This is a genomic window from Streptococcus sp. 1032, assembly GCF_013277015.1.
Taxonomy (GTDB): Bacteria; Bacillota; Bacilli; order Lactobacillales; family Streptococcaceae; genus Streptococcus.
Genome location: NZ_VMMD01000012.1, coordinates 83,529 through 106,386, shown reverse-complemented (window position 1 = coordinate 106,386; position 22,858 = coordinate 83,529). Strand labels below are relative to the sequence as shown.

The window sequence follows — 22,858 nt, the reverse complement described above, 5'->3', positions numbered from 1 at the left end:
AGTCAAAGTTCTTGACCTTTTCTGACTAATGTAGTATATTATGAACGTAAGGTAAATGAAAGCCTTACTAGAACGCTTATTTAAAGTAAAGTAGAAAGAGGTGTGTCTATGTTTAATTTAGAAATCTTCAGAAGTAAAGATAGTCTACTCCTGCTTGAAAAAGAAAAACCAGAAATAGTACCTAGAGTAGCGATTTAGCTAGTCTAAATTTTTTAAAACAAAGGTCAAAGATAGTCAATGTCAGTAATCATAACTAAGTAAACAAAAAGAGGTAAAGAATATGAATAACAACTTTAATAATTTTAATAACATGGATGATTTATTTAACCAATTGATGGGTGGTATGCGAGGATACAGTTCTGAAAATCGCCGTTACTTGATTAATGGACGTGAAGTCACACCTGAGGAATTTGCTCACTATCGTGCAACGGGTCAATTGCCAGGAAATGTAGAAGTTGATGGCCAAATGCCACAACAGGCATCAGGTATGAAACAAGACGGTGTCCTTGCTAAACTAGGTCGAAACTTGACAGCAGAAGCTCGTGAAGGCAAGTTGGATCCTGTTATCGGCCGAAACAAGGAAATTCAAGAAGCATCTGAAATCCTCTCACGCCGTACTAAAAACAATCCTGTACTTGTCGGAGATGCAGGTGTTGGTAAGACAGCCGTTGTCGAAGGTTTAGCACAAGCTATTGTGAATGGTGATGTTCCTGCTGCTATCAAGAACAAGGAAATTATTTCCATTGACATCTCAGGTCTTGAGGCTGGGACTCAATATCGTGGTAGCTTTGAAGAAAATGTCCAAAACCTAGTCAATGAAGTGAAAGAAGCAGGGAATATCATTCTCTTCTTTGATGAAATTCACCAAATCCTCGGTGCAGGTAGTACGGGTGGAGACAGTGGTTCTAAAGGGCTTGCGGATATTCTCAAGCCAGCCCTCTCTCGTGGAGAATTGACAGTGATTGGGGCAACGACTCAAGATGAATACCGTAACACCATCTTGAAGAATGCAGCTCTTGCTCGTCGTTTCAACGAAGTCAAGGTTAATGCTCCTTCTGCAGAGGATACCTTTAAAATTCTTCAAGGAATTCGTGACCTCTATCAACAACACCACAATGTCATCTTGCCAGACGAAGTCTTGAAAGCAGCGGTGGATTATTCTGTTCAGTATATTCCTCAACGTAGCTTGCCAGATAAGGCTATCGACCTTGTCGATGTAACGGCGGCTCACTTGGCAGCTCAGCATCCTGTAACAGATGTGCATGCTGTTGAACGTGAAATTGAGGTAGAAAAAGACAAGCAAGAAAAAGCTGTTGAGTCAGAAGATTTTGAAGCAGCTCTAAACTATAAAACACGCATCGCAGAATTGGAAAAGAAAATCGAAAACCACACAGAAGATATGAAAGTGACTGCAAGTGTCAACGATGTGGCTGAATCTGTAGAACGAATGACCGGTATTCCAGTATCTCAAATGGGGGCTACGGACATCGAACGTTTGAAAGATATGGGTCATCGTTTGCAGACGAAAGTTATTGGTCAAGATAAGGCGGTAGAAGCAGTAGCAAAAGCTATCCGTCGTAACCGTGCTGGTTTTGATGAAGGCAATCGCCCAATCGGTAGCTTCCTATTTGTAGGTCCAACTGGAGTTGGTAAGACGGAGCTTGCTAAGCAATTGGCGCTCGATATGTTTGGAACGAAAGATGCTATCATCCGTTTGGACATGTCAGAATACAGCGACCGCACAGCCGTATCTAAATTGATTGGTACAACTGCAGGTTATGTTGGTTACGATGACAACAACAATACCTTGACAGAACGCGTCCGTCGCAATCCATACTCAATCGTCCTTCTCGACGAAATTGAAAAGGCTGACTCTCAAGTCATCACCCTTCTCCTTCAAGTTTTGGATGATGGTCGTTTGACAGATGGTCAAGGAAATACAGTAAACTTCAAGAACACTGTCATTATTGCGACATCAAATGCTGGATTTGGCTATGAAGCCAACTTGACAGAAGATGCGGACAAACCAGAATTGATGGACCGTTTGAAACCATTCTTCCGTCCAGAATTCCTCAACCGCTTTAACGCAGTCATCGAGTTCTCGCACTTGACTAAGGAAGACCTTTCTAAGATTGTGGATTTGATGTTAGCTGAAGTCAACCAAACCTTGGCCAAGAAAGACATTGATTTGGTAGTCAGTCAAGCAGCTAAGGACTATATCACAGAAGAAGGTTATGACGAAGTCATGGGTGTTCGTCCTCTTCGTCGCGTGGTTGAACAAGAAATTCGGGATAAGGTGACAGACTTCCATTTGGATCACCTAGATGCTAAACATCTGGAAGCAGATATGGAAGATGGCGTTTTAGTCATTCGTGAAAAAGCCTAATACTCTTCGAAAATCAAATTCAAACCACGTCAACGTCGCCTTGCCGTACTCAAGTACAGCCTGCGGCTAGTTTCCTAGTTTGCTCTTTGATTTTCATTGACTATAAGACAAAATTTTGAGAATAAAAAAAGAAGGAGCCAGCTGAAAAAAACTGGTTCCTTTTTTTACGTTTAAATCACATGACGTTCAAAGGCATCATCTGAAATCCCTTGTTCTAGGATGAGTTTTGCCCATTCTTTAGCAGAGAAGAGGCTGTGGTCCTTGTAGTTTCCGCAAGATTCGATGGTTGTTCCAGGGACGTCTTCCCAAGTGGTAGTTTCAGCGATTTCTTTGAGCGAATCCTTGATAACTGCTGCAATCTCAGCGCTAGTATGACGTCCCCACATAATCATGTGGAAGCCTGTGCGGCAGCCAAATGGTGAACAGTCAATCATACCGTCGATGCGGGTACGGATGAGTTTGGCTAAGAGGTGCTCGATAGTGTGAAGGCCAGCGGTAGGGATCGAATCTTCATTGGGTTGCACTAAACGAATATCATAATTGGAGATGATGTCTCCCTTTGGCCCTATTTCTTCCCCAATCAAGCGAACATAGGGTGCTTTAACAATGGTGTGGTCAAGTTCAAAACTTTCGACAATAACTTCTTTTGACATGGTAAATCCTTTCAGTTTTCTTTTTTTATTATATCATAAAGCTAGCTCCTGAGACAGAGAGAAAACCTCTCCGAGAGTGGAGAGGTTCAAATCGTTACTTACGATACAAGCGGTCGTATTGGTAGTAAGGGTCAAAGGTTACATTGATACCCAATTTACGAAGGACATTCTTGTCTTCATCGGTCAAGATGATGGTTGAGTGGGCTTCGCTTCCTTTGAGGTTGCCAAGTTCTTCCATAGCACGAGCAGCATCAGGATTTTCTGTAGCTGTGATAGCAAGTGCAATCAGGATTTCATTTGAATGCAGGCGTGGATTGCGGCTACCCAGATGATCAATTTTAAGACCTTGGATTGGCTTAACAACTTCAGGTTCGATTAGTTTTACTTCTTTAGCGATGTCAGCTGATTTCTTGATGGCGTTGATCAAGGCAGCGGCTGTAGGACCAAAGAGTTCTGAGTTCTTACCTGTGACAATTTCCCCAGTTGGCAATTCAAGGGCTAGGGCTGGTCCGCCAGTTTCTTCTGCTTTTTGACGTGCAGTAACAGCAACCTTACGGTCTGCTGGTGTGATACCGAGGTCATTCATAAGCAACTCAATTTTCTTGACAGCAGATTCGCCCACTTTTTCGGCTTTGAAATCAAGAACAGTCTGATAGTAACGACGGATGATTTCTTGTTTAGAGGCTTCGATAGCAGCCTCATTATCTGTAATAGCGAAACCAACCATGTTGACACCCATGTCTGTTGGAGAAGCGTATGGAGACTCTCCTAGAATGCGTTCCAACATGCGTTTGAGAACTGGGAAAATTTCAATATCACGGTTGTAGTTGACAGTGGTTTCTCCGTAAGTTTGGAGATGGAAGGGGTCAATCATGTTGACATCATCAAGGTCTGCTGTAGCAGCCTCGTAGGCCAAGTTGACTGGGTGATGAAGGGGGAGATTCCAAACAGGGAAGGTTTCAAACTTAGCGTAGCCAGACTTGATGCCATTGATTTGGTCGTGGTACATATTGGACATACAGGTTGCCAATTTTCCAGAACCAGGTCCAGGAGCGGTTACGACAATCAAGTTACGACTGGTTTTGATGTAGTCATTTTTCCCCATGCCTTCTGGAGAAATGATGTGATCCATATCCGTCGGATATCCTTTGATTGGATAATGAAGATAAGAATCAATTCCGTTTTTCTCAAGTTGGTTGCGGAAGGCATCTGCAGCTGGTTGGCCAGCGTACTGTGTGATGACAACGGGACCAACAAAAATCCCTAATTCATTGAATTTATCAATCAAACGAAGAACTTCTTGGTCATAAGAAATGCCCAAGTCACCACGTGCTTTAGAATGCTCGATGTTGCTAGCATTAATAGCAATCACAACCTCAACCTGTTCTTTCAATTCTTGTAAGAGCTTGATTTTGTTGTCAGGCTCATAACCAGGAAGGACACGAGCAGCATGGAAATCTTCTAACATTTTACCACCAAACTCCAAGTAGAGCTTGCCGTCAAATTGATTAATGCGCTCCAAGATGTGGTCGCGTTGTAGATTCAAATATTGTTCAGAACTAAAAGCTTGTTTTTTCATTTTTTTACCTCTGACCTCTATTATAATAAAAAATTGGCAGTTAGGAAACTATGGAGTTAAAAAAGGAATCAAAAAGATTAGGCAAACGCTTGCACAAAATTCTGAAAAGCGCTATCATAGATTGTAGATTATTAAAATAATGAGGTAAGAAGATGCAAGAAAAATGGTGGCACAATGCTGTAGTTTATCAAGTCTATCCTAAGAGCTTTATGGATAGCAACGGAGATGGAATTGGTGATTTGCCAGGTATTACCAGTAAGTTAGACTATCTAGCTAAGTTAGGAATCACAGCGATTTGGCTTTCTCCCGTTTATGACAGCCCTATGGATGATAATGGCTATGATATTGCTGATTATCAAGCGATTGCGGCTATTTTCGGGACCATGGAGGATATGGACCAACTGATTGCAGAAGCTAAGAAGCGTGATATTCGTATCATCATGGACTTGGTGGTCAATCATACCTCAGATGAACATGCTTGGTTTGTCGAAGCCTGTGAAAATCCTGATAGCCCTGAGAGAGACTACTATATCTGGCGTGATGAACCCAATGATTTGGAGTCTATCTTTAGTGGGTCTGCTTGGGAATACGATGAAAAGTCGGGTCAATACTATCTTCACTTTTTCAGTAAGAAACAGCCGGATCTCAACTGGGAAAATGAAAAACTTCGCCAGAAAATTTATGAGATGATGAACTTCTGGATTGATAAAGGGATTGGTGGTTTCCGCATGGATGTCATTGACATGATTGGGAAAATTCCTGACGAGAAAGTAGTCAATAATGGACCTATGCTCCATCCCTATCTCAAGGAGATGAATCAAGCGACCTTTGGAGATAAAGATCTCTTGACGGTGGGAGAAACTTGGGGGGCAACGCCAGAGATTGCCAAGCTCTACTCTGATCCAAAGGGACAAGAATTGTCTATGGTCTTCCAGTTTGAACATATCGGTCTTCAGTATCAGGAAGGTCAGCCTAAATGGCACTATCAAAAAGAACTGAATATTGCTAAGTTAAAAGAGATTTTCAACAAATGGCAGACAGAGTTAGGAGTTGAGGACGGTTGGAATTCCCTCTTCTGGAACAACCATGACCTTCCTCGCATCGTCTCAATCTGGGGAAATGACCAAGAATACCGCGAAAAATCTGCCAAAGCCTTTGCCATTTTGCTTCATCTCATGAGAGGAACTCCTTATATCTACCAAGGTGAGGAAATTGGCATGACCAACTATCCCTTTGAAACACTGGACCAAGTAGAAGATATTGAATCCCTCAACTATGCGCGTGAGTCTCTTGAAAAAGGCGTTCCGATGGAAGAAATCATGGACAGTATCCGTGTTATCGGACGTGATAATGCCCGTACTCCAATGCAATGGGATGAGAGCAAAAACGCTGGTTTCTCGACAGGTCAGCCTTGGTTGGCAGTCAATCCAAACTATCAAACAATCAACGTTCAAGAAGCGCTGGCAAATCCAGATTCTATTTTCTACACTTATCAGAAGTTGGTCCAAATTCGTAAGGAAAATAGCTGGCTGATTCGAGCTGATTTTGAACTTTTGGAAACAACTGACAAGGTCTTTGCCTATATCCGTAAAGATGGCGACCGTCGTTTTCTAGTTGTGGCCAACTTGTCCAATGAAGAGCAAGAAGTAACAGTAGAAGGAAAAGTTAAATCTGTCTTGATTGAAAACACCACGGCTCAAGAAGCCTTTGAAAAACAAGTCTTAGCTCCATGGGATGCTTTCTGTGTGGAATTACTATAAATATTTTTTACAGAAAAATCTAAAATTGAAATCGTATAAAAACAAGGGAGGACTGTATGAAAGGCAGGAATCCTTTGTTTTTTTATGGTCAATATTTATAAACTTTCATTCTGGAAATTCAATTAACTTTACAAATTCCCACTATTTTGGTAAAATAAATATATGTTATAAAAACTAACATAAAGGAGAAAGAAGATGACTACAAAAAAGCGTGTCCTTAGTGCAGGCCTGACTTTTGCGGCTGCTTTGCTTTTAGCTGCTTGCGGACAATCAGGTTCAGATACAAAAACTTACTCATCAACCTTTAGTGGAAATCCAACTACATTTAACTATCTATTAGACTATTACGCTGATAATACAGCCATCATTACCAACCTAGTTGATGGTTTGCTTGAAAATGACAACCACGGAAACCTAGTTCCATCTTTGGCAGAAGACTGGTCTGTTTCAAGCGACGGTCTGACTTATACCTATAAACTGAGAAAAGATGCCAAATGGTTCACGGCTGACGGTGAAGAGTACGCCCCAGTCAAGGCTCAGGATTTTGTGACAGGTATCAAGTATGCAGTGGATAATAAATCACAGGCCATTGACTTGATTCAAAACTCGATCAAGGGATTGAATGATTATATTACAGGAGCGGATTCTGACTTTTCTAAGGTTGGGGTGAAGGCAATCGACGACCAGACTGTTGAGTATACTTTGGTACGCCCAGAACCTTACTGGAACTCAAAAACAACCAACAGTATTCTTTTCCCGGTAAACGAAGAGTTTCTAAATTCAAAAGGGAAAGATTTTGGGACCCTATCTCCAGGTAGCATTCTCTACAGCGGACCTTATTTGTTAAAAGATTTCACATCGAAATCATCGATCGAGTATGTGAAAAATCCACATTACTACGATCATGACAAAGTATCAATTGAACATGTGAAATTGGCTTACTTTGATGGTTCAGACCAAGAATTGACTATCCGTAACTTTGAAAGTGGAGCTTATTCTATCGCTGGGGTTTATCCAAATAGTTCAAACTTTGCTAAGACCAAGGAAAAATATAAGGATAATATCGTCTATAGCTTGCAGGACAAGACTTCTTGGTATTTCAATTTCAACGTCAACCGTAAGGCTTACAACCACACTGCTAAAACGACAGATGAGCAGAAGAAGTCAACTGAGACAGCTGTCTTGAACAAAAACTTCCGCCAAGCGGTGAACTTTGCCTTGGACCGCACAGCCTATTCTGCTCAGTCAAATGGGGAAGAAGCGGCTAGCAAGACCCTTCGTAACACCCTAGTGCCTCCAACATTTGTCCAAGTTGGAGACAAGACCTTTGGAGAAGTAGTTGCTTCTAAATTGGTCAACTATGGAACAGAATGGTCAGGTATTAACTTGGCAGATGCTCAGGATGCCTATTTCAACAAAGAAAAAGCCCAAGCAAAATTTGCGGAAGCTAAAAAAGAATTGGCAAGTCAAGGTGTGACTTTCCCTATTCACTTGGATGTGGCTGTTGATCAGACAAGTAAAAATGCTGTGACAGGCATGAACTCAGTTAAGCAGACCCTTGAGTCAGTTTTAGGTGCCGATAACATTGTCATTGATGTTCAGCAACTTTCAACAGATGATTTTAATAACGTAGCCTTCTTAGCGCCAACAGCAGCTGATCGAGACTACGATTTGAACTTTGATGGTTGGGTGGGTGACTACCAAGATCCATCAACTTATCTCAATCCTTTCAATGCAGAGGATGGATTCTACCTTAAGATTTTTGGACTAGATGCCAAGGAAGACAAGGAAAAAATCACTAGTCTAGGTCTGGATACCTATACTAAGATGCTCAAAGATGCAGATAGTGAAAATAAAGATGTAGCCAAACGTTACGAAAAATATGCTGGAGCACAGGCTTGGATGATTGACAATTCTCTGATTATGTCAGCTATGTCAAGTGGTGGAACAGCATCTGTAACCAAAGTGACGCCATTTACAAGAGGCTATTCACTGGTCGGCATCAAGGGTGATGGCAATAACTACAAGTACATGAAACTTCAAAAAGATACTGTGACAACCAAACAGTTTGAAGAAGCTAAGACCAAATGGGAGCAAGAAAGCAAAAAAGCAATCGAGAAAGCTCAAAAAGAAGCAGAAAATCATGTTAAATAATGAGAAATAGCTTTTTAAGGAGAATCATAAAGACAAACATCAGTTTTGGTGCTTGTCTTTTTAAATCACTCGGCTATTGAAAACTGAGAAATGATTTGTTTTGTGCTAAAATAGATTGAAACGAATACTTAATAAAAATCAAAGAGTAAATGGGAAGTTAGCTCAAAGTACAGCTTTGAGGTGGTAGATAGAACTGACGAAGTCAGCTCAAAATACTGTTTTGAGGTTGCAGATGGACGCTGACGTGGTTTGAAGAGATTTTCGAAGAGTATAAGATTCTCTCTTTTACTATAATTAAGGAGATGTAAAGATAAATGATAAGGGAGAGACTATGTACGACTATCTAATCGTTGGTGCTGGTTTGTCGGGAGCAATTTTTGCTTATGAAGCAACCAAGCGTGGGAAAAAAGTAAAAGTTATTGATAAACGTGACCACATTGGTGGAAATATCTACTGTGAGAATGTAGAAGGGGTTAATGTTCATAAATACGGTGCTCATATCTTCCATACTTCTAATAAAAAAGTTTGGGATTATGTGAATCAATTTGCTGAATTTAACAACTACATCAACTCGCCTGTAGCTAATTACAAGGGTAGCCTTTATAATCTACCTTTCAATATGAATACTTTCTATGCTATGTGGGGTACAAAAACTCCTCAAGAGGTCAAAGATAAGATTGCTGAGCAAACGGCACATATGAAGGCTGTTGAACCTAAAAACTTGGAAGAACAGGCTATCAAGTTAATCGGTCCAGATATTTATGAAAAGTTGATTAAAGGATATACTGAAAAGCAATGGGGACGTTCTGCGACTGACCTTCCACCCTTTATTATTAAACGTCTACCAGTTCGTTTGACTTTTGATAATAACTACTTTAATGACCGTTACCAAGGAATTCCAATCGGTGGCTATAATGTCATTATCGAAAATATGCTCAAGGATGTGGAAGTAGAACTTGGTCTTGATTTTTTTGCCAATCGTCAGGAATTAGAAGCTTCTGCTGAAAAGGTTGTCTTTACAGGGATGATTGACCAATACTTTGATTATAAACATGGTGAGTTAGAATACCGTAGTCTTCGTTTTGAGCATGAAGTTCTTGATGAAGAAAACTATCAAGGAAATGCAGTTGTCAACTATACAGAACGTGAAATTCCTTATACTCGCATTATTGAGCATAAACATTTTGAGTACGGAGCACAAGATAAAACGGTTATTACTCGTGAATACCCAGCTGATTGGAAACGTGGAGATGAACCTTATTATCCAATCAATGATGAGAGAAACAATGCTATATTTGCCAAATATCAGGAAGAAGCGGCAACAAATGATAAGGTTATTTTCTGTGGTCGTTTAGCAGATTATAAATACTATGACATGCATGTGGTCATTGAACGGGCTTTGGAAGTGGTCGAGGAAGAGTTGGGACAATAATGCAAGGATTCTGTCATTTTAGAATCTTTGCTACTTAAGATTTTTAGAAGTAAGGCCAACAAGATTCTTTTCTGCTTATCAGAAGAGAACCTATGTTGGCTTTTTTGGCATAAATGAACAATTTTATTTTTCAGAATATATCAAATATAACAAATAACTCTTAAAATTCTGAAAATTCTATTGACAGGACTTGAAAAAGAGTCTATAATGAATAAAAAAACAAAGGAGAATACTATGAAAACAAGAAAAGTATTGGCTCTTGCGGGAGTAACCTTATTAGCAGCTGGTGTTTTAGCTGCTTGTTCTGGTGGGGGTTCAGGCGCTAAAGGTGAACAGACCTTTGCCTTTACCTACGAGACACATCCGGATAATCTCAACTATTTGACAACTGGTAAGGCAGCAACTTCTGAGATTACTAGTAATGTGATTGATGGATTGCTTGAAAATGATAAATACGGGAACCTTGTTCCTTCATTGGCAGAAGACTGGTCTGTCTCTAAGGATGGCTTGACTTATACTTATAAGATTCGTCAGGATGCCAAGTGGTATACATCTGAGGGAGAAGAGTATGCTCCTGTTAAGGCTCAGGACTTTGTAACAGGACTTAAATATGCAACAGATAAGAAAGCAGAAGCCCTTTACTTGGTACAGGATTCAATCAAAGGTCTGGATGCCTATGCCAAAGGTGAAATCACAGACTTTGCTCAAGTCGGGATTAAAGCGCTTGACGACCAAACAATCCAATACACCTTGAACAAACCTGAAACTTTTTGGAACTCAAAAACAACCATGGGTGTGCTTGCGCCAGTCAATGAAGAGTTTTTGAACTCAAAAGGGGATGATTTTGCCAAAGCGACGGATCCAAGTAGTCTCTTGTATAACGGCCCTTATTTGTTGAAATCCATTGTGACCAAATCCTCTGTTGAATTTGCGAAAAATCCGAACTATTGGGATAAGGACAATGTGCATATTGACAAGGTCAAATTGTCATTCTGGGATGGGCAAGATACCAGCAAACCAGCAGAAAACTTTAAAGATGGTAGCCTTACAGCAGCTCGTCTCTATCCAACAAGTGCAAGTTTCGCAGAGCTTGAGAAGAGTATGAAAGACAATATCGTCTATACTCAACAAGACTCTACGACTTATCTAGTAGGGACAAATATTGACCGTCAATCTTATAAACACACATCTAAGACTAGCGAAGAACAAAAGACATCTACTAAAAAGGCTCTCTTAAACAAGGATTTCCGTCAGGCTATTGCCTTTGGTTTTGACCGTACAGCCTATGCCTCTCAGTTGAATGGAGAAACTGGAGCAAGCAAAATCTTGCGTAATCTCTTTGTGCCACCAACATTTGTTCAAGCAGATGGGAAGAACTTTGGCGATATAGTCAAAGAAAAATTAGTGACTTATGGGGATGAATGGAAGGATGTCAATCTTGCAGATTCACAAGATGGTCTTTACAATCCAGAAAAAGCTAAAGCAGAATTTGCCAAAGCCAAATCAGCCCTACAAGCTGAGGGAGTACAATTCCCAATTCACCTAGATATGCCTGTTGACCAGACAGCAACTACAAAAGTTCAACGTGTCCAATCTATGAAACAATCCTTGGAAGCAACTTTAGGAACTGATAATGTCGTTATTGATATCCAACAATTGCAAAAAGATGAATTGCTTAATGTAACTCTATTTGCCGAAAATGCTGCTGGCGAAGACTGGGATTTATCAGATAATGTCGGTTGGGGTCCAGACTTTGCCGATCCATCAACCTACCTTGATATTATCAAACCTTCTGTAGGAGAAAGTACTAAAACATATTTAGGATTTGACTCAGGGGAAGATAATGTAGCTGCTAAAAAAGTAGGTCTATATGACTACGAAAAATTGGTTACTGAAGCTGGTGATGAGACTACAGATGTTGCTAAACGATATGATAAATACGCAGCAGCCCAAGCTTGGTTGACAGATAGTGCCTTGATCATCCCAACAACTTCTAAAACTGGTCGTCCAATCTTGTCTAAGATGGTACCATTTACAATACCATTTGCATTGTCAGGAAATAAAGGTACAAGTGACCCAGTCTTGTATAAATACCTTGAAATTCAAGACAAGGCAGTTACTGCAGATGAATACCAAAAAGCTCAAGAAAAATGGATGAAAGAAAAAGCAGAATCCAATAAAAAAGCGCAAGAAGAACTTGCCAAACATGTCAAATAAAACAAAAAGAGACTGAGCAAAAAGTCCTTAAAAGAAAAACGCATATTGTCAGGTGATGAAGCCTTGATAGTATGCGTTTTATTGTGAAATGAGGAATGGTAGACTATAGCTGGTTGACACTGAACCGGTACACTCTTGTTTCAAATATTACAGTGTATTGAATCAAGACCGGCATATTGTAGCTCATAAAATATTTTTAGAAATTGATACTCTTAGAAAATCTCTTCAAACCACGTCAGCGTCCATCTGCAATCTCAGAACAGTGTTTTGAGCAAGATGCAGCTAGCTTCCTAGTTTGCTTTTTGCTTTTCATTGAGTATGATTTGAATTTTCTAATCAATTTGCTTAGTTTTTATAGTAGATTGAAGCTAGATTAGTACATCTTGATTTCTAAAACATTGTTAGAAATTGATTTGACTATACTGATTGATTTGTCCTGTTTTTATTTCACTTCACTATATTTCAATCTACTTTACTTGATTTCTGTATTTTATTTTGAAAATGAAAAAATCCTGAGTTTAGAGTTCTCAGGATTTTCTTCATCTTACTGTTGTGGTTGTTGTTGGACTTGAGGAGTCTGTGGAGCTGGATTTTGATTGGCTCCTGGTGCATTTGGTGCTTGATTTTGACCATTAGTACTAGCATCAGGACTTGTTACTGGTGCTTGACTAGTAGAGCTTTCTGCACTTGTTGATGAGCTTTCGGTTGAAGATGATTGGGATGTCGTTTCAGTCCAAGTCGGTCTTGCTCCATTTTGGAAAACAAACTGCCCATTTCGATAGATGCCATCTGGCATATTCCAGTCCTCTGGATTGCTTCCTTCAGACAGGTAGGTCATCATAGAGCGGTAAACTTTAGCAGCGACCGTAAGGCCATCGCCTACAAGTGGTGTCAGACGGTTAGAATAGCCTGTCCATACAGCCATTGCATATTTGCGGGTATACCCTACAAACATTTCATCTGGAGCTACGTAACCAGTGTTCTTGATATACTTTTCAATTTCTTCGTCAGTATAGTTAGAAGTACCTGTTTTACCTGCTTGTGGAAGCCAAGGTAGGTAGGCTCCACGTCCGATTCCGTATACTAAGACAGTTTTCATCATGTCGGTCATCATATAGGCTGTCGTTTCCTTCATGGCACGAGTTCCGACATTAGAGAACTCTTTTTCACTCCCATCACTAAAGACGACTTTATGGATATACATTGGTTTATAGTAAGTTCCACCATTTGCAAAGGCAGCGTAAGCAGCAGCCATCTTTTCACTACTTGCTCCATATTTTTTGTCTGACTCGGTTGTGTTACTTGAAATGGCATTTGAGTAGTGAAGACTTGGGTAGTCGATTCCGAGACCGTTTAGGAAAGTCTTGGCGCGGTTGAGACCAACCTTGTTTAGAGTTTCTACGGCTGGGACGTTTCGCGATTGTTGCAGGGCGTATTGCAAGGTGATATTGCCAAAGTAGCCCCTATCCCAGTTATAGACAGGGATATCTGTCCCAGGATAGTTATAGGGCTCATCGTGAACGATAGTAGCAGTTGAATCGTAGACACCGTACTCCAAGGCAGGAGCATAGTCTGTGATCGGTTTCATAGTTGATCCCCAGTCGCGGTTTGTTTCCACTGCTTGGTTAATTCCGAAGGAAACATTACTTGACTGATGGCGTGCTCCTAGCTGGGCAATGACTTTACCGTTAGAAACATCAACAATGGTAGAAGCAACTTGCAATTCATCGTCTGGATAGGCAACGTATTCGTCTGTATTGTAAATATCCCACAGATGTTTTTGAGCTTCTTGGTCTACATTTGTGTAGACGTCCATCCCAGTTGTGAGCAGGTTATAGCCTGTTTCTTCTTCAACTTGATTGATGACTTCCTTGAGGTAATTATCCATGTAAGCAGGGTAATTACTTGCTGATTTGAGACTTTGTAGTCCATCAGTAATTGGTGTGTTGACTGCTTTCTCATACTGTTCAGCAGAGATGTAGCCTTGATTTTTCATTTCAGATAAGACCAAGTTTCGGCGGTCTTGGGCTGCTTCTGGATGTGAATAGGGGTCATATTGGTTTGGTGCCTGAGGCATTCCAGCCAGCAAGGCTAACTGAGGTAAACTTAAATTATTGAGGTCTTTACCATAGTAGTTTTGAGCTGCTGTCTGCATTCCATAGTTGCCATTAGACATGTAGACCTTATTTATGTAGTAGGTCAAGATTTCCTGTTTAGTTGCTTTTTGTTCTAACTGAATCGCTAACCAAGCTTCCTGAGCCTTACGAGAAATAGTCTGGTCGGAAGTCGAGGTTGAAAAGTAAGTCAACTTAATCAACTGTTGGGTGAGAGTTGATCCACCTTGGAGGGAATTGCTTTGCAGATTGCGCAAGAAAGCTCCCAGGATACGGATGGTATCAATCCCCCTGTGGTCGAAGAAGCGATGGTCTTCGATAGAAACGATTGCCTTAACCAAATCTGTGGGAATATCATTAGCTTGGGCATTGACGCGGCGTTCAGAACCCAAGTCAGCAATGAGTTGATTTTTATTGTCGTAGATTTTACTAGAGGTTGTTGCAACTAGTTTACTCTCGGATAGGCTAGGAGCCTTGCTAACGTAGTAGAAAAAAACTCCTCCGCCTAAGACAATGGCTGCGATAACCAAGCTTAAGAAGCTAATGCTCAGATACTTGATTAGGCGCAGAATCGTTGGTTTGTTCATCTTGTTTTACCACCTAATAAATGTTCTTTGATAACATTGAGATAAGGAATTTGAGGGAAGGCACCAGCCTTGATTTCATATCCATATTCTCGAATATATCCAAGTGGCATTGATTTTTGTCCCTTATCTTGATGATAGAAGCGAATCAAATCGAATGCCGGCAATAAGTAGGTTTCTTGCTGAGAAGAAAAGTGAAGAAGGACAAAGCAGATTCCTTGTTGGGCAAGGACTTGTTCCATATGCTGAATCTGATGTGGATGAAAATTTTTCATCGGAATCGCACGTTTTTGTTTTGTTTCCTTGGCTTCAAAGTCGATGTAATATCCATTATAAACGCCAGAATAGTCCGTCGTTGAAGCTTGTCGAAAATAGGCTTCAACAATCTTGGCACGACTTCGTTGTGGATAGTCCACTCGTACAATTTGAATAGGAGTTGGTTTCTTGTGTATAACAGCCAAGCCCTGAGACAAATAGTAGTCGTTGGTAGCATTGATCATCTTTTCAAAAGACATTCCTCGATTTGCGAAATTTTTGGGTTGAGAAAGAGATGTTTGTCTTTTTTGTGATGAAAGTTTATGTGGATAGTTGACCATAATTCTCCTTATTGGTACAATAATATCACTCTATTATACCATAAATTTGCACAGAAAGGGTTAAAAATGACTACAGCTTTGGTTTTAGGCTATTCTGCTTTTGATTTGGGTTTATTTTCTGACAAGGATCCTCGTCTTAAATTGATTAAAAAAGCGATACGTAAAGATTTAGAGGCTATGGCAGCAGATGGGGTGTCTTGGCTTGTATTTACAGGAAGTTTGGGCTTTGAATATTGGGTTTTAGAGGTTGCTCAGGAGATGAAAACCGAGTACGGTTTCCAGTTGGCCACCATTTTTGCTTTTGAAACCCATGGAGAAAATTGGAATGAAGGCAATCAGATGAAACTGAGTCGTTTTAAGCAGGTAGACTTTGTCAAATATGCCTATCCTCGCTATGAACACAAGGGGCAGTTAAGAGATTACCAGCAGTTTTTACTGGAAAATACGACTAGTTCTTATCTTTTTTATGATGAAGAAAATGAAACGAAACTAGCTTATTTTTACCAAAAGATGAAAAATCAAGAGGACTATTTTATAAAGAGATTAACATTTGATCAATTAAATGAACTTGCTGAAAATTTTTCCGAAAATTGAAGCTTTGACCTTGATTTTTGTTTGCCTTTTTTTATATAATAATACTAGCAAGTGAGAATGGAGAGAGACATGGCAAGTATTATTTTTTCAGCGAAAGATATTTTTGAACAAGAGTTTGGACGTGAAGTCCGTGGCTATAGCAAGGTAGAAGTTGATGAGTTTTTAGACGATGTCATCAAGGACTATGAAACCTATGCTGCCTTGGTCAAGTCACTTCGTCAGGAGATTGCGGATTTGAAGGAAGAATTAACTCGTAAACCGCAAGTGAGTTCGGCTCCAAGTCCTAGTCACCCAGATCCAATTGATGTGGCTGCTTCATCTTCTATGACGAATTTTGATATTTTAAAACGCTTGAATCGTCTTGAAAAAGAAGTATTCGGTAAACAAATTTTAGACAATACTGATTTGTAATTCAGGTCTTGTTACATGCAATTTTTGGATAATCGCGTGAGGAGAATTGCTTCTCATGAGGAAAGTCCATGCTAGCACAGGCTGTGATGCCTGTAGTGTTTGTGCTAGGCGAAACCATAAGCCTAGGGACGAGAAATCGTTACGGCAGTTGAAATGGCTAAGTCCTTGGATAGGCCAGAGTAGGCTTGAAAGTGCCACAGTGACGGAGTCTTTCTGGAAACAGAGAGAGTGGAACGCGGTAAACCCCTCAAGCTAGCAACCCAAATTTTGGTCGGGGCATGGAGTACGCGGAAACGAACGTAGTATTCTGACTGCTATCAGCTAGAGCTGCTAGTGGTAGACAGATGATTATCGAAGGAAGTGGTCCTAGTCACTTCTGGAACAAAACATGGCTTATAGAAAATTGCATATAGGTTGGGGCTGAGAAATTTTCTCAACCTCATTTTTTAAAGTGGACATATAGAAAGGTCTTGCAAGACTGTAACATGAAAAAAGAATTTAATTTAATTGCAACTGTGGCAGCAGGTCTTGAAGCTGTTGTGGGACGAGAAGTGCGAGAGTTGGGCTACGATTGTCAGGTTGAAAATGGACGTGTTCGTTTTCAAGGAGACGTGAGAGCGATTATCGAAACCAACCTTTGGCTTCGGGCAGCAGATCGTATCAAAATCATCGTAGGAACGTTCCCAGCTAAGACTTTTGAAGAGCTGTTTCAGGGAGTTTTCGCCCTAGATTGGGAAAATTATTTACCACTTGGAGCTCGGTTTCCGATTTCAAAAGCCAAATGTGTTAAGTCCAAACTACACAATGAACCGAGTGTTCAGGCTATTTCTAAGAAAGCTGTTGTCAAGAAATTGCAGAAACACTATGCTCGCCCAGAAGGGGTTCCTTTGATGGAGAATGGCCCAGAGTTTAAGATTGAGGTCTCTATTCTCAAAGATGTGGCAACTGTCATGATTGATACGACAGGGTCTAGCCTCTTTAAACGTGGTTATCGTACCGAAAAAGGGGGAGCCCCTATCAAGGAAAACATGGCGGCAGCCATTTTACAACTTTCTAACTGGTATCCAGACAAGCCTTTGATTGATCCGACCTGTGGTTCGGGGACTTTCTGTATCGAGGCTGTCATGATTGCTCGAAAGATGGCACCAGGACTTCGTCGCTCTTTTGCCTTTGAGGAATGGAATTGGGTCAGCGATCGCTTGATTCAGGAAGTGCGTACAGAAGCGGCTAAAAAAGTAGACCGTGAGCTGGAGCTGGATATCATGGGCTGTGATATCGATGCGCGTATGGTGGAAATTGCTAAGGCCAATGCCCAGGCAGCTGGTGTTGCAGGAGACATTACTTTTAAGCAGATGCGCGTGCAGGATTTGCGTTCCGATAAAATCAATGGTGTGATTATTTCCAATCCGCCTTATGGTGAACGCTTGTCAGATGATGCAGGGGTGACCAAGCTCTATGCTGAGATGGGGCAAGTATTTGCACCACTGAAAACTTGGAGCAAATTTATCCTGACTAGTGATGAAGCTTTTGAAAGCAAGTATGGTAGCCAAGCAGATAAGAAGCGTAAGTTATACAACGGAACCTTGAAAGTGGATCTGTATCAATATTTTGGTCAGCGTGTCAAACGGCAAGAGGTAAAATAGAAAGGGATACTCATGAGTAAAAAAAGACGAAATCGTCATAAAAAAGAAGGTCAAGAACCGCAATTTGATTTTGATGAAGCAAAAGAGCTAACAGTTGGTCAAGCTATTCGTAAAAATGAAGAAGTGGAAGCAGGAGTCTTGCCTGAGGATTCCATTTTGGACAAGTATGTTAAGCAACACAGAGATGAAATTGAGGCGGATAAGTTTGCGACTCGTCAATACAAAAAAGAGGAGCTAGTTGAAACTCAGAGTCTGGATGATTTAATCCAAGAAGTGCGTGAGGCTGTAGAAGAGTCAGAAGCTTCTTCGGAGGAAGTTCCATCTTCTGAAGACATCTTACCACCCTTGCCTCTGGACGATGAGGAGCAAGACTTGGATCCTCTATTGCTAGAGGATGAAAATCCAACAGAAATGACTGAAGAAGTGGAAGAGGAGCAGAGTCTTTCTCGTCTGGAACAAGAAGACTCAGAAAAGAAAAGCAAAAAAGGCTTTGTTTTAACCGCTTTGGCGCTTGTATCAATAATTATCTGTGTCAGTGCTTATTATGTCTATCGTCAAGTGAATCGCTCGACCAAGGAGATTGAAACTTCTCAATCAACTACAGCCAATCAATCGGATGTGGATGATTTTAATACACTTTATGACGCCTTCTACACAGACAGCAATAAAACGGCTTTGAAAAATAGCCAGTTTGATAAGTTGAGTCAACTCAAGACCTTACTTGATAAACTGGAAGGTAGTCGTGAACATACGCTTGCCAAATCTAAATATGATAGTCTAGCAACGCAAATCAAGGCCATTCAAGACGTCAATGCACAATTTGAAAAACCAGCTATTGTGGATGGTGTCTTGGATACCAATGCCAAAGCCAAATCGGATGCTAAATTTACAGATATTAAAACTGGAAATACGGAGCTTGATAAAGTGCTAGATAAGGCTATCAGCCTTGGTAAGAGCCAGCAAACAAGTACTTCTAGCTCAAGTTCAAGTGAAACTAGTAGCTCAAGCTCTAGTCAAGCAAGCTCAAATACGACTAGTGAGACAAGCCCAAGTAGTTCAAATACGGCATCAAATGAAACTAGAAGTTCTCATAGTGAAGTCAATATGGGTCTCTCGAGTGCAGGAGTTGCTGTTCAAAGAAGTGCCAGTCGTGTTGCCTATAACCAGTCTGCTATTGATGATAGTAACAACTCTGCCTGGGATTTCGCGGATGGTGTCTTGGAACAAATTCTAGCGACTTCACGTTCACGTGGCTATATCACTGGAGACCAATATATCCTTGAACGTGTCAATATCGTTAACGGCAATGGTTATTACAACCTCTACAAGCCAGATGGAACCTATCTCTTTACCCTTAACTGTAAGACAGGATACTTTGTTGGAAATGGTTCTGGACATGCGGATGCCTTGGACTTCTAAGTAGCCGTTACAAAATTCTTTCTTTTCAAAAGTAAAAATGATAAAATAAAACAAATTAAACAAGAGGAGTGTCAAATGACAAAAGCTAACTTTGGTGTCGTAGGTATGGCCGTAATGGGTCGTAACCTTGCCCTTAATATTGAATCTCGTGGTTACACAGTTGCTATTTACAACCGTAGTAAAGAAAAAACTGAAGATGTAATTGCTTGCCATCCTGAAAAGAACTTTGTACCAAGCTATGACGTTGAAAGTTTTGTAAACTCAATCGAAAAACCTCGTCGTATCATGCTCATGGTTCAAGCTGGACCTGGTACGGATGCTACTATCCAAGCCCTTCTTCCACACCTTGACAAGGGTGATATCTTGATTGACGGTGGAAACACTTTCTACAAAGATACAATCCGTCGTAATGAAGAATTGGCAAACTCAGGTATCAACTTTATCGGTACTGGGGTTTCTGGTGGTGAAAAAGGTGCCCTTGAAGGTCCTTCTATCATGCCTGGTGGACAAAAAGAGGCCTACGAATTGGTTGCGGATGTTCTTGAAGAAATCTCAGCTAAAGCACCAGAAGATGGCAAACCATGTGTGACTTACATCGGTCCTGATGGAGCTGGTCACTATGTGAAAATGGTTCACAACGGTATCGAGTACGGTGATATGCAATTGATCGCAGAAAGCTATGACTTGATGCAACACTTGTTAGGCCTTTCTGCAGAAGACATGGCTGAAATCTTTACTGAGTGGAACAAGGGTGAATTGGACAGCTACTTGATTGAAATCACAGCTGATATCTTGAGCCGTAAAGACGACGAAGGTCAAGATGGACCAATCGTAGACTACATCCTTGATGCCGCAGGTAACAAGGGAACTGGTAAATGGACTAGTCAATCATCACTTGACCTTGGTGTGCCATTGTCACTAATCACTGAGTCAGTATTTGCACGTTACATTTCTACTTACAAAGAAGAACGTGTACATGCTAGCAAGGTTCTTCCAAAACCAGCTGACTTCAAATTTGAAGGAGACAAGGCTGAGTTGATTGAAAAGATTCGTCAAGCCCTTTACTTCTCAAAAATCATTTCATACGCACAAGGTTTTGCTCAATTGCGTGTAGCTTCTAAAGAAAACAACTGGAACTTGCCATTTGCAGACATCGCATCTATCTGGCGTGATGGCTGTATCATCCGTTCTCGTTTCTTGCAAAAGATTACAGATGCTTACAACCGTGATGCAGACCTTGCCAACCTTCTTTTGGATGAGTACTTCTTGGATGTTACTGCTAAGTATCAACAAGCAGTGCGTGATATCGTAGCTCTTGCTGTTCAAGCTGGTGTACCAGTCCCAACTTTCTCAGCAGCTATTACTTACTTTGATAGCTACCGTTCAGCTGACCTTCCAGCTAACTTGATCCAAGCGCAACGTGACTACTTTGGTGCCCACACTTACCAACGTAAAGACAAAGAAGGAACCTTCCACTACTCTTGGTATGACGAAAAATAAGTAGGTCTGCCATGGGGAAACGGATTTTATTACTTGAGAAAGAACGAAATCTAGCTCATTTTTTAAGTTTGGAACTCCAAAAAGAGCAATACCGAGTTGATCAGGTTGAGGAGGGGCAAAAAGCCCTCTCCATGGCTCTTCAGACAGACTATGACTTGATTTTATTGAATGCTCGTCTGGGGGATATGACAGCCCAGGATTTTGCAGATAAGCTGAGTCAGACTAAGCCAGCTTCAGTCATCATGGTCTTGGACCATCGCGAAGAATTGCAAGATCAGATTGAGACAATCCAACGCTTTGCCGTTTCTTACATCTATAAGCCGGTTATTATTGACAATTTGGTAGCTCGTATTTCAGCGATTTTCCGAGGTCGGGACTTCATCGATCAACACTGTAGTCAGATGAAGGTTCCAACGTCTTACCGCAATCTGCGTATGGATGTAGAACATCATACCGTTTATCGTGGCGAGGAGATGATTGCTCTGACCCGTCGTGAGTATGACCTTTTGGCTACTCTCATGGGAAGCAAGAAAGTTCTGACTCGTGAGCAGTTGTTGGAAAGTGTCTGGAAGTATGAAAGTGCGACAGAGACCAATATCGTGGATGTCTATATCCGTTATCTACGTAGCAAGCTTGATGTAAAAGGTCAAAAAAGCTACATTAAAACAGTACGTGGTGTTGGTTACACCATGCAAGAATAGAAAAGCAGTTGCAGTTATGTAACTGCTTTTTTTGAAAGATTTCTATATATTGACATGCAGTCGGGTCTTTGCTACAATCAGTTATGGAGGATAGGTCTAATGAAAATAATAAAAAAATTGATGCCAATCGCATTAGCAGTCTTTTTCTTTGGTTTGCTAGCGACAAGTGCAGTATTGGCGGATACTACAGGTGGACAGTTTGTTGATAAGGATAATAGAAAATATTATATAAAAGATGACCATAAAGCAATCTATTGGCATAAAATAGACGGTAAAACCTACTATTTTGGTGATAGTGGAGAAATGGTAGTCGGTTGGCAATACTTAGAAATCCCTGGGACAGGTTATCGTGATGATTTATTTGATAATCGACCAGTTTTCGAAATTGCCCTTCAACCGAAGTGGTACTACTTTGGACAAGATGGGGTGCTACAAGAATTTGTTGGATGGAAACAATTAGAAGTTAAGGATTCGTTAAATGTTGGCAAAAAATATGGTGAAGGCTTTGAAGGCTCAGAAGTTCTTAAATTAGCAAATTATTACTTTGATCAAGACCATTCTTTAAAAACAGGTTGGCTTTATGATCAGTCTAACTGGTATTACTTAGCAAAAATAGGTTATTCAGGGAAAGACTACCTTGGGGGTGAAAGACGTGCAGGTTGGATCAATGATAATTCAACTTGGTACTATCTAAATCCAGAAACTGGTATCATGCAAACTGGATGGAAACAACTTGGCAATAAGTGGTACTACCTCCGTTCATCAGGAGCCATGGCAACTGGCTGGTATCAGGAAGGCTCAACTTGGTATTATTTAGAGCAGTCAAATGGTGATATGAAAACGGGCTGGCAAAATCTTGCTAACAAATGGTACTATCTCCGTTCATCAGGAGCCATGGCAACTGGTTGGTATCAAGATGGTTCAACTTGGTCCTACCTAAATGCAAGTAATGGAGATATGAAGACAGGTTGGTTCCAGGTTAATGGCAAATGGTACTACGCTTATAGCTCAGGTACTTTGGCAGTAAATACGACTGTAGATGGCTATTCTGTCAATTATAATGGTGAATGGGTTCGATAAATAATGATAGTATTTTGTAATTTGAGATAAATTTT

General features: G+C 40.7%; 16 protein-coding genes and 1 other RNA gene. 13 read left to right on the top strand and 4 right to left on the bottom strand.

Annotated features, from left to right (window positions below; genetic code table 11):
* Positions 1-280: 280 nt before the first annotated feature.
* The gene (locus HT711_RS03430; RefSeq protein WP_173249738.1) at positions 281-2,386 is read left to right on the top strand and encodes an ATP-dependent Clp protease ATP-binding subunit; all 2,106 of its coding nucleotides are present in this window, start codon (positions 281-283) and stop codon (positions 2,384-2,386) included.
* Positions 2,387-2,556: 170 nt separating this feature from the next.
* Here the strand turns inward: HT711_RS03430 and HT711_RS03425 are convergent, their stop codons facing one another.
* Together HT711_RS03425 and HT711_RS03420 are read right to left on the bottom strand one after the other, a co-directional pair.
* Positions 2,557-3,039, bottom strand: a complete 483-nt coding sequence (locus HT711_RS03425; protein ID WP_050389404.1) for an S-ribosylhomocysteine lyase — start codon at positions 3,037-3,039, stop codon at positions 2,557-2,559.
* A 94-nt stretch (positions 3,040-3,133) separates the two neighbouring features.
* A complete protein-coding gene (locus HT711_RS03420; protein WP_173249737.1) occupies positions 3,134-4,618 on the bottom strand; it encodes a DUF1846 domain-containing protein in 1,485 nt (494 codons plus the stop codon).
* A 152-nt stretch (positions 4,619-4,770) separates the two neighbouring features.
* Between HT711_RS03420 and HT711_RS03415 the strand changes: the two genes are divergently transcribed.
* From HT711_RS03415 to HT711_RS03400, 4 genes are all read left to right on the top strand, one after another.
* Positions 4,771-6,378, top strand: a complete 1,608-nt coding sequence (locus tag HT711_RS03415; protein ID WP_173249736.1) for an alpha-glucosidase — start codon at positions 4,771-4,773, stop codon at positions 6,376-6,378.
* Between the two features lie 195 nt (positions 6,379-6,573).
* Positions 6,574-8,532 (top strand): peptide ABC transporter substrate-binding protein, encoded by a 1,959-nt coding sequence (locus tag HT711_RS03410; RefSeq protein WP_173249735.1) that lies wholly within the window; start codon positions 6,574-6,576, stop codon positions 8,530-8,532.
* Between the two features lie 331 nt (positions 8,533-8,863).
* Positions 8,864-9,964 (top strand): UDP-galactopyranose mutase, encoded by a 1,101-nt coding sequence (gene glf / locus HT711_RS03405; protein WP_173249734.1) that lies wholly within the window; start codon positions 8,864-8,866, stop codon positions 9,962-9,964.
* 234 nt (positions 9,965-10,198) lie between these two features.
* The gene (locus HT711_RS03400; protein WP_173249733.1) at positions 10,199-12,181 is read left to right on the top strand and encodes a peptide ABC transporter substrate-binding protein; all 1,983 of its coding nucleotides are present in this window, start codon (positions 10,199-10,201) and stop codon (positions 12,179-12,181) included.
* Positions 12,182-12,725: 544 nt separating this feature from the next.
* On the opposite strand, the gene pbp1a is transcribed toward HT711_RS03400, so the two are convergent.
* Together pbp1a and recU are read right to left on the bottom strand one after the other, a co-directional pair.
* On the bottom strand, positions 12,726-14,882 hold the full coding sequence (gene pbp1a / locus HT711_RS03395) for a penicillin-binding protein PBP1A (RefSeq protein WP_173249732.1): 2,157 nt from the start codon (positions 14,880-14,882) through the stop codon (positions 12,726-12,728).
* Positions 14,879-15,475 (bottom strand): Holliday junction resolvase RecU, encoded by a 597-nt coding sequence (gene recU / locus HT711_RS03390; protein ID WP_000248777.1) that lies wholly within the window; start codon positions 15,473-15,475, stop codon positions 14,879-14,881. The genes pbp1a and recU overlap by 4 nt, the downstream gene beginning before the upstream one ends.
* A gap of 66 nt (positions 15,476-15,541) precedes the next feature.
* Between recU and HT711_RS03385 the strand changes: the two genes are divergently transcribed.
* From HT711_RS03385 to HT711_RS03350, 8 genes are all read left to right on the top strand, one after another.
* A complete protein-coding gene (locus HT711_RS03385; protein ID WP_061366962.1) occupies positions 15,542-16,069 on the top strand; it encodes a DUF1273 domain-containing protein in 528 nt (175 codons plus the stop codon).
* 69 nt (positions 16,070-16,138) lie between these two features.
* A complete protein-coding gene (gpsB, locus tag HT711_RS03380) occupies positions 16,139-16,480 on the top strand; it encodes a cell division regulator GpsB (protein WP_000146532.1) in 342 nt (113 codons plus the stop codon).
* A 20-nt stretch (positions 16,481-16,500) separates the two neighbouring features.
* Positions 16,501-16,881: RNase P RNA component class B (gene rnpB / locus HT711_RS03375), an RNA gene on the top strand.
* A gap of 84 nt (positions 16,882-16,965) precedes the next feature.
* Positions 16,966-18,123: a class I SAM-dependent RNA methyltransferase gene (locus HT711_RS03370; RefSeq protein WP_000711397.1), complete on the top strand. Its 1,158-nt coding sequence runs from the start codon at positions 16,966-16,968 to the stop codon at positions 18,121-18,123.
* Between the two features lie 12 nt (positions 18,124-18,135).
* Positions 18,136-19,542, top strand: a complete 1,407-nt coding sequence (mapZ, locus tag HT711_RS03365; RefSeq protein WP_173249731.1) for a mid-cell-anchored protein MapZ — start codon at positions 18,136-18,138, stop codon at positions 19,540-19,542.
* 75 nt (positions 19,543-19,617) lie between these two features.
* On the top strand, positions 19,618-21,042 hold the full coding sequence (gene gndA, locus HT711_RS03360) for an NADP-dependent phosphogluconate dehydrogenase (protein WP_000158785.1): 1,425 nt from the start codon (positions 19,618-19,620) through the stop codon (positions 21,040-21,042).
* Between the two features lie 11 nt (positions 21,043-21,053).
* Positions 21,054-21,743, top strand: coding sequence for a response regulator transcription factor (locus HT711_RS03355; RefSeq protein WP_173233452.1), 690 nt, complete (start codon positions 21,054-21,056; stop codon positions 21,741-21,743).
* A gap of 99 nt (positions 21,744-21,842) precedes the next feature.
* On the top strand, positions 21,843-22,823 hold the full coding sequence (locus HT711_RS03350; protein WP_173233453.1) for an N-acetylmuramoyl-L-alanine amidase family protein: 981 nt from the start codon (positions 21,843-21,845) through the stop codon (positions 22,821-22,823).
* Positions 22,824-22,858: the final 35 nt, after the last annotated feature.

What these genes read in the sequence shown, in the direction of transcription:
- HT711_RS03430 (WP_173249738.1), top strand. Translation starts at nt 281, where the DNA reads ATGAATAACAACTTTAATAATTTTAATAACATGGATGATTTATTTAAC.
- HT711_RS03425 (WP_050389404.1), bottom strand. Translation starts at nt 3,039, where the DNA reads ATGTCAAAAGAAGTTATTGTCGAAAGTTTTGAACTTGACCACACCATT.
- HT711_RS03420 (WP_173249737.1), bottom strand. Translation starts at nt 4,618, where the DNA reads ATGAAAAAACAAGCTTTTAGTTCTGAACAATATTTGAATCTACAACGC.
- HT711_RS03415 (WP_173249736.1), top strand. Translation starts at nt 4,771, where the DNA reads ATGCAAGAAAAATGGTGGCACAATGCTGTAGTTTATCAAGTCTATCCT.
- HT711_RS03410 (WP_173249735.1), top strand. Translation starts at nt 6,574, where the DNA reads ATGACTACAAAAAAGCGTGTCCTTAGTGCAGGCCTGACTTTTGCGGCT.
- glf (WP_173249734.1), top strand. Translation starts at nt 8,864, where the DNA reads ATGTACGACTATCTAATCGTTGGTGCTGGTTTGTCGGGAGCAATTTTT.
- HT711_RS03400 (WP_173249733.1), top strand. Translation starts at nt 10,199, where the DNA reads ATGAAAACAAGAAAAGTATTGGCTCTTGCGGGAGTAACCTTATTAGCA.
- pbp1a (WP_173249732.1), bottom strand. Translation starts at nt 14,882, where the DNA reads ATGAACAAACCAACGATTCTGCGCCTAATCAAGTATCTGAGCATTAGC.
- recU (WP_000248777.1), bottom strand. Translation starts at nt 15,475, where the DNA reads ATGGTCAACTATCCACATAAACTTTCATCACAAAAAAGACAAACATCT.
- HT711_RS03385 (WP_061366962.1), top strand. Translation starts at nt 15,542, where the DNA reads ATGACTACAGCTTTGGTTTTAGGCTATTCTGCTTTTGATTTGGGTTTA.
- gpsB (WP_000146532.1), top strand. Translation starts at nt 16,139, where the DNA reads ATGGCAAGTATTATTTTTTCAGCGAAAGATATTTTTGAACAAGAGTTT.
- HT711_RS03370 (WP_000711397.1), top strand. Translation starts at nt 16,966, where the DNA reads ATGAAAAAAGAATTTAATTTAATTGCAACTGTGGCAGCAGGTCTTGAA.
- mapZ (WP_173249731.1), top strand. Translation starts at nt 18,136, where the DNA reads ATGAGTAAAAAAAGACGAAATCGTCATAAAAAAGAAGGTCAAGAACCG.
- gndA (WP_000158785.1), top strand. Translation starts at nt 19,618, where the DNA reads ATGACAAAAGCTAACTTTGGTGTCGTAGGTATGGCCGTAATGGGTCGT.
- HT711_RS03355 (WP_173233452.1), top strand. Translation starts at nt 21,054, where the DNA reads ATGGGGAAACGGATTTTATTACTTGAGAAAGAACGAAATCTAGCTCAT.
- HT711_RS03350 (WP_173233453.1), top strand. Translation starts at nt 21,843, where the DNA reads ATGAAAATAATAAAAAAATTGATGCCAATCGCATTAGCAGTCTTTTTC.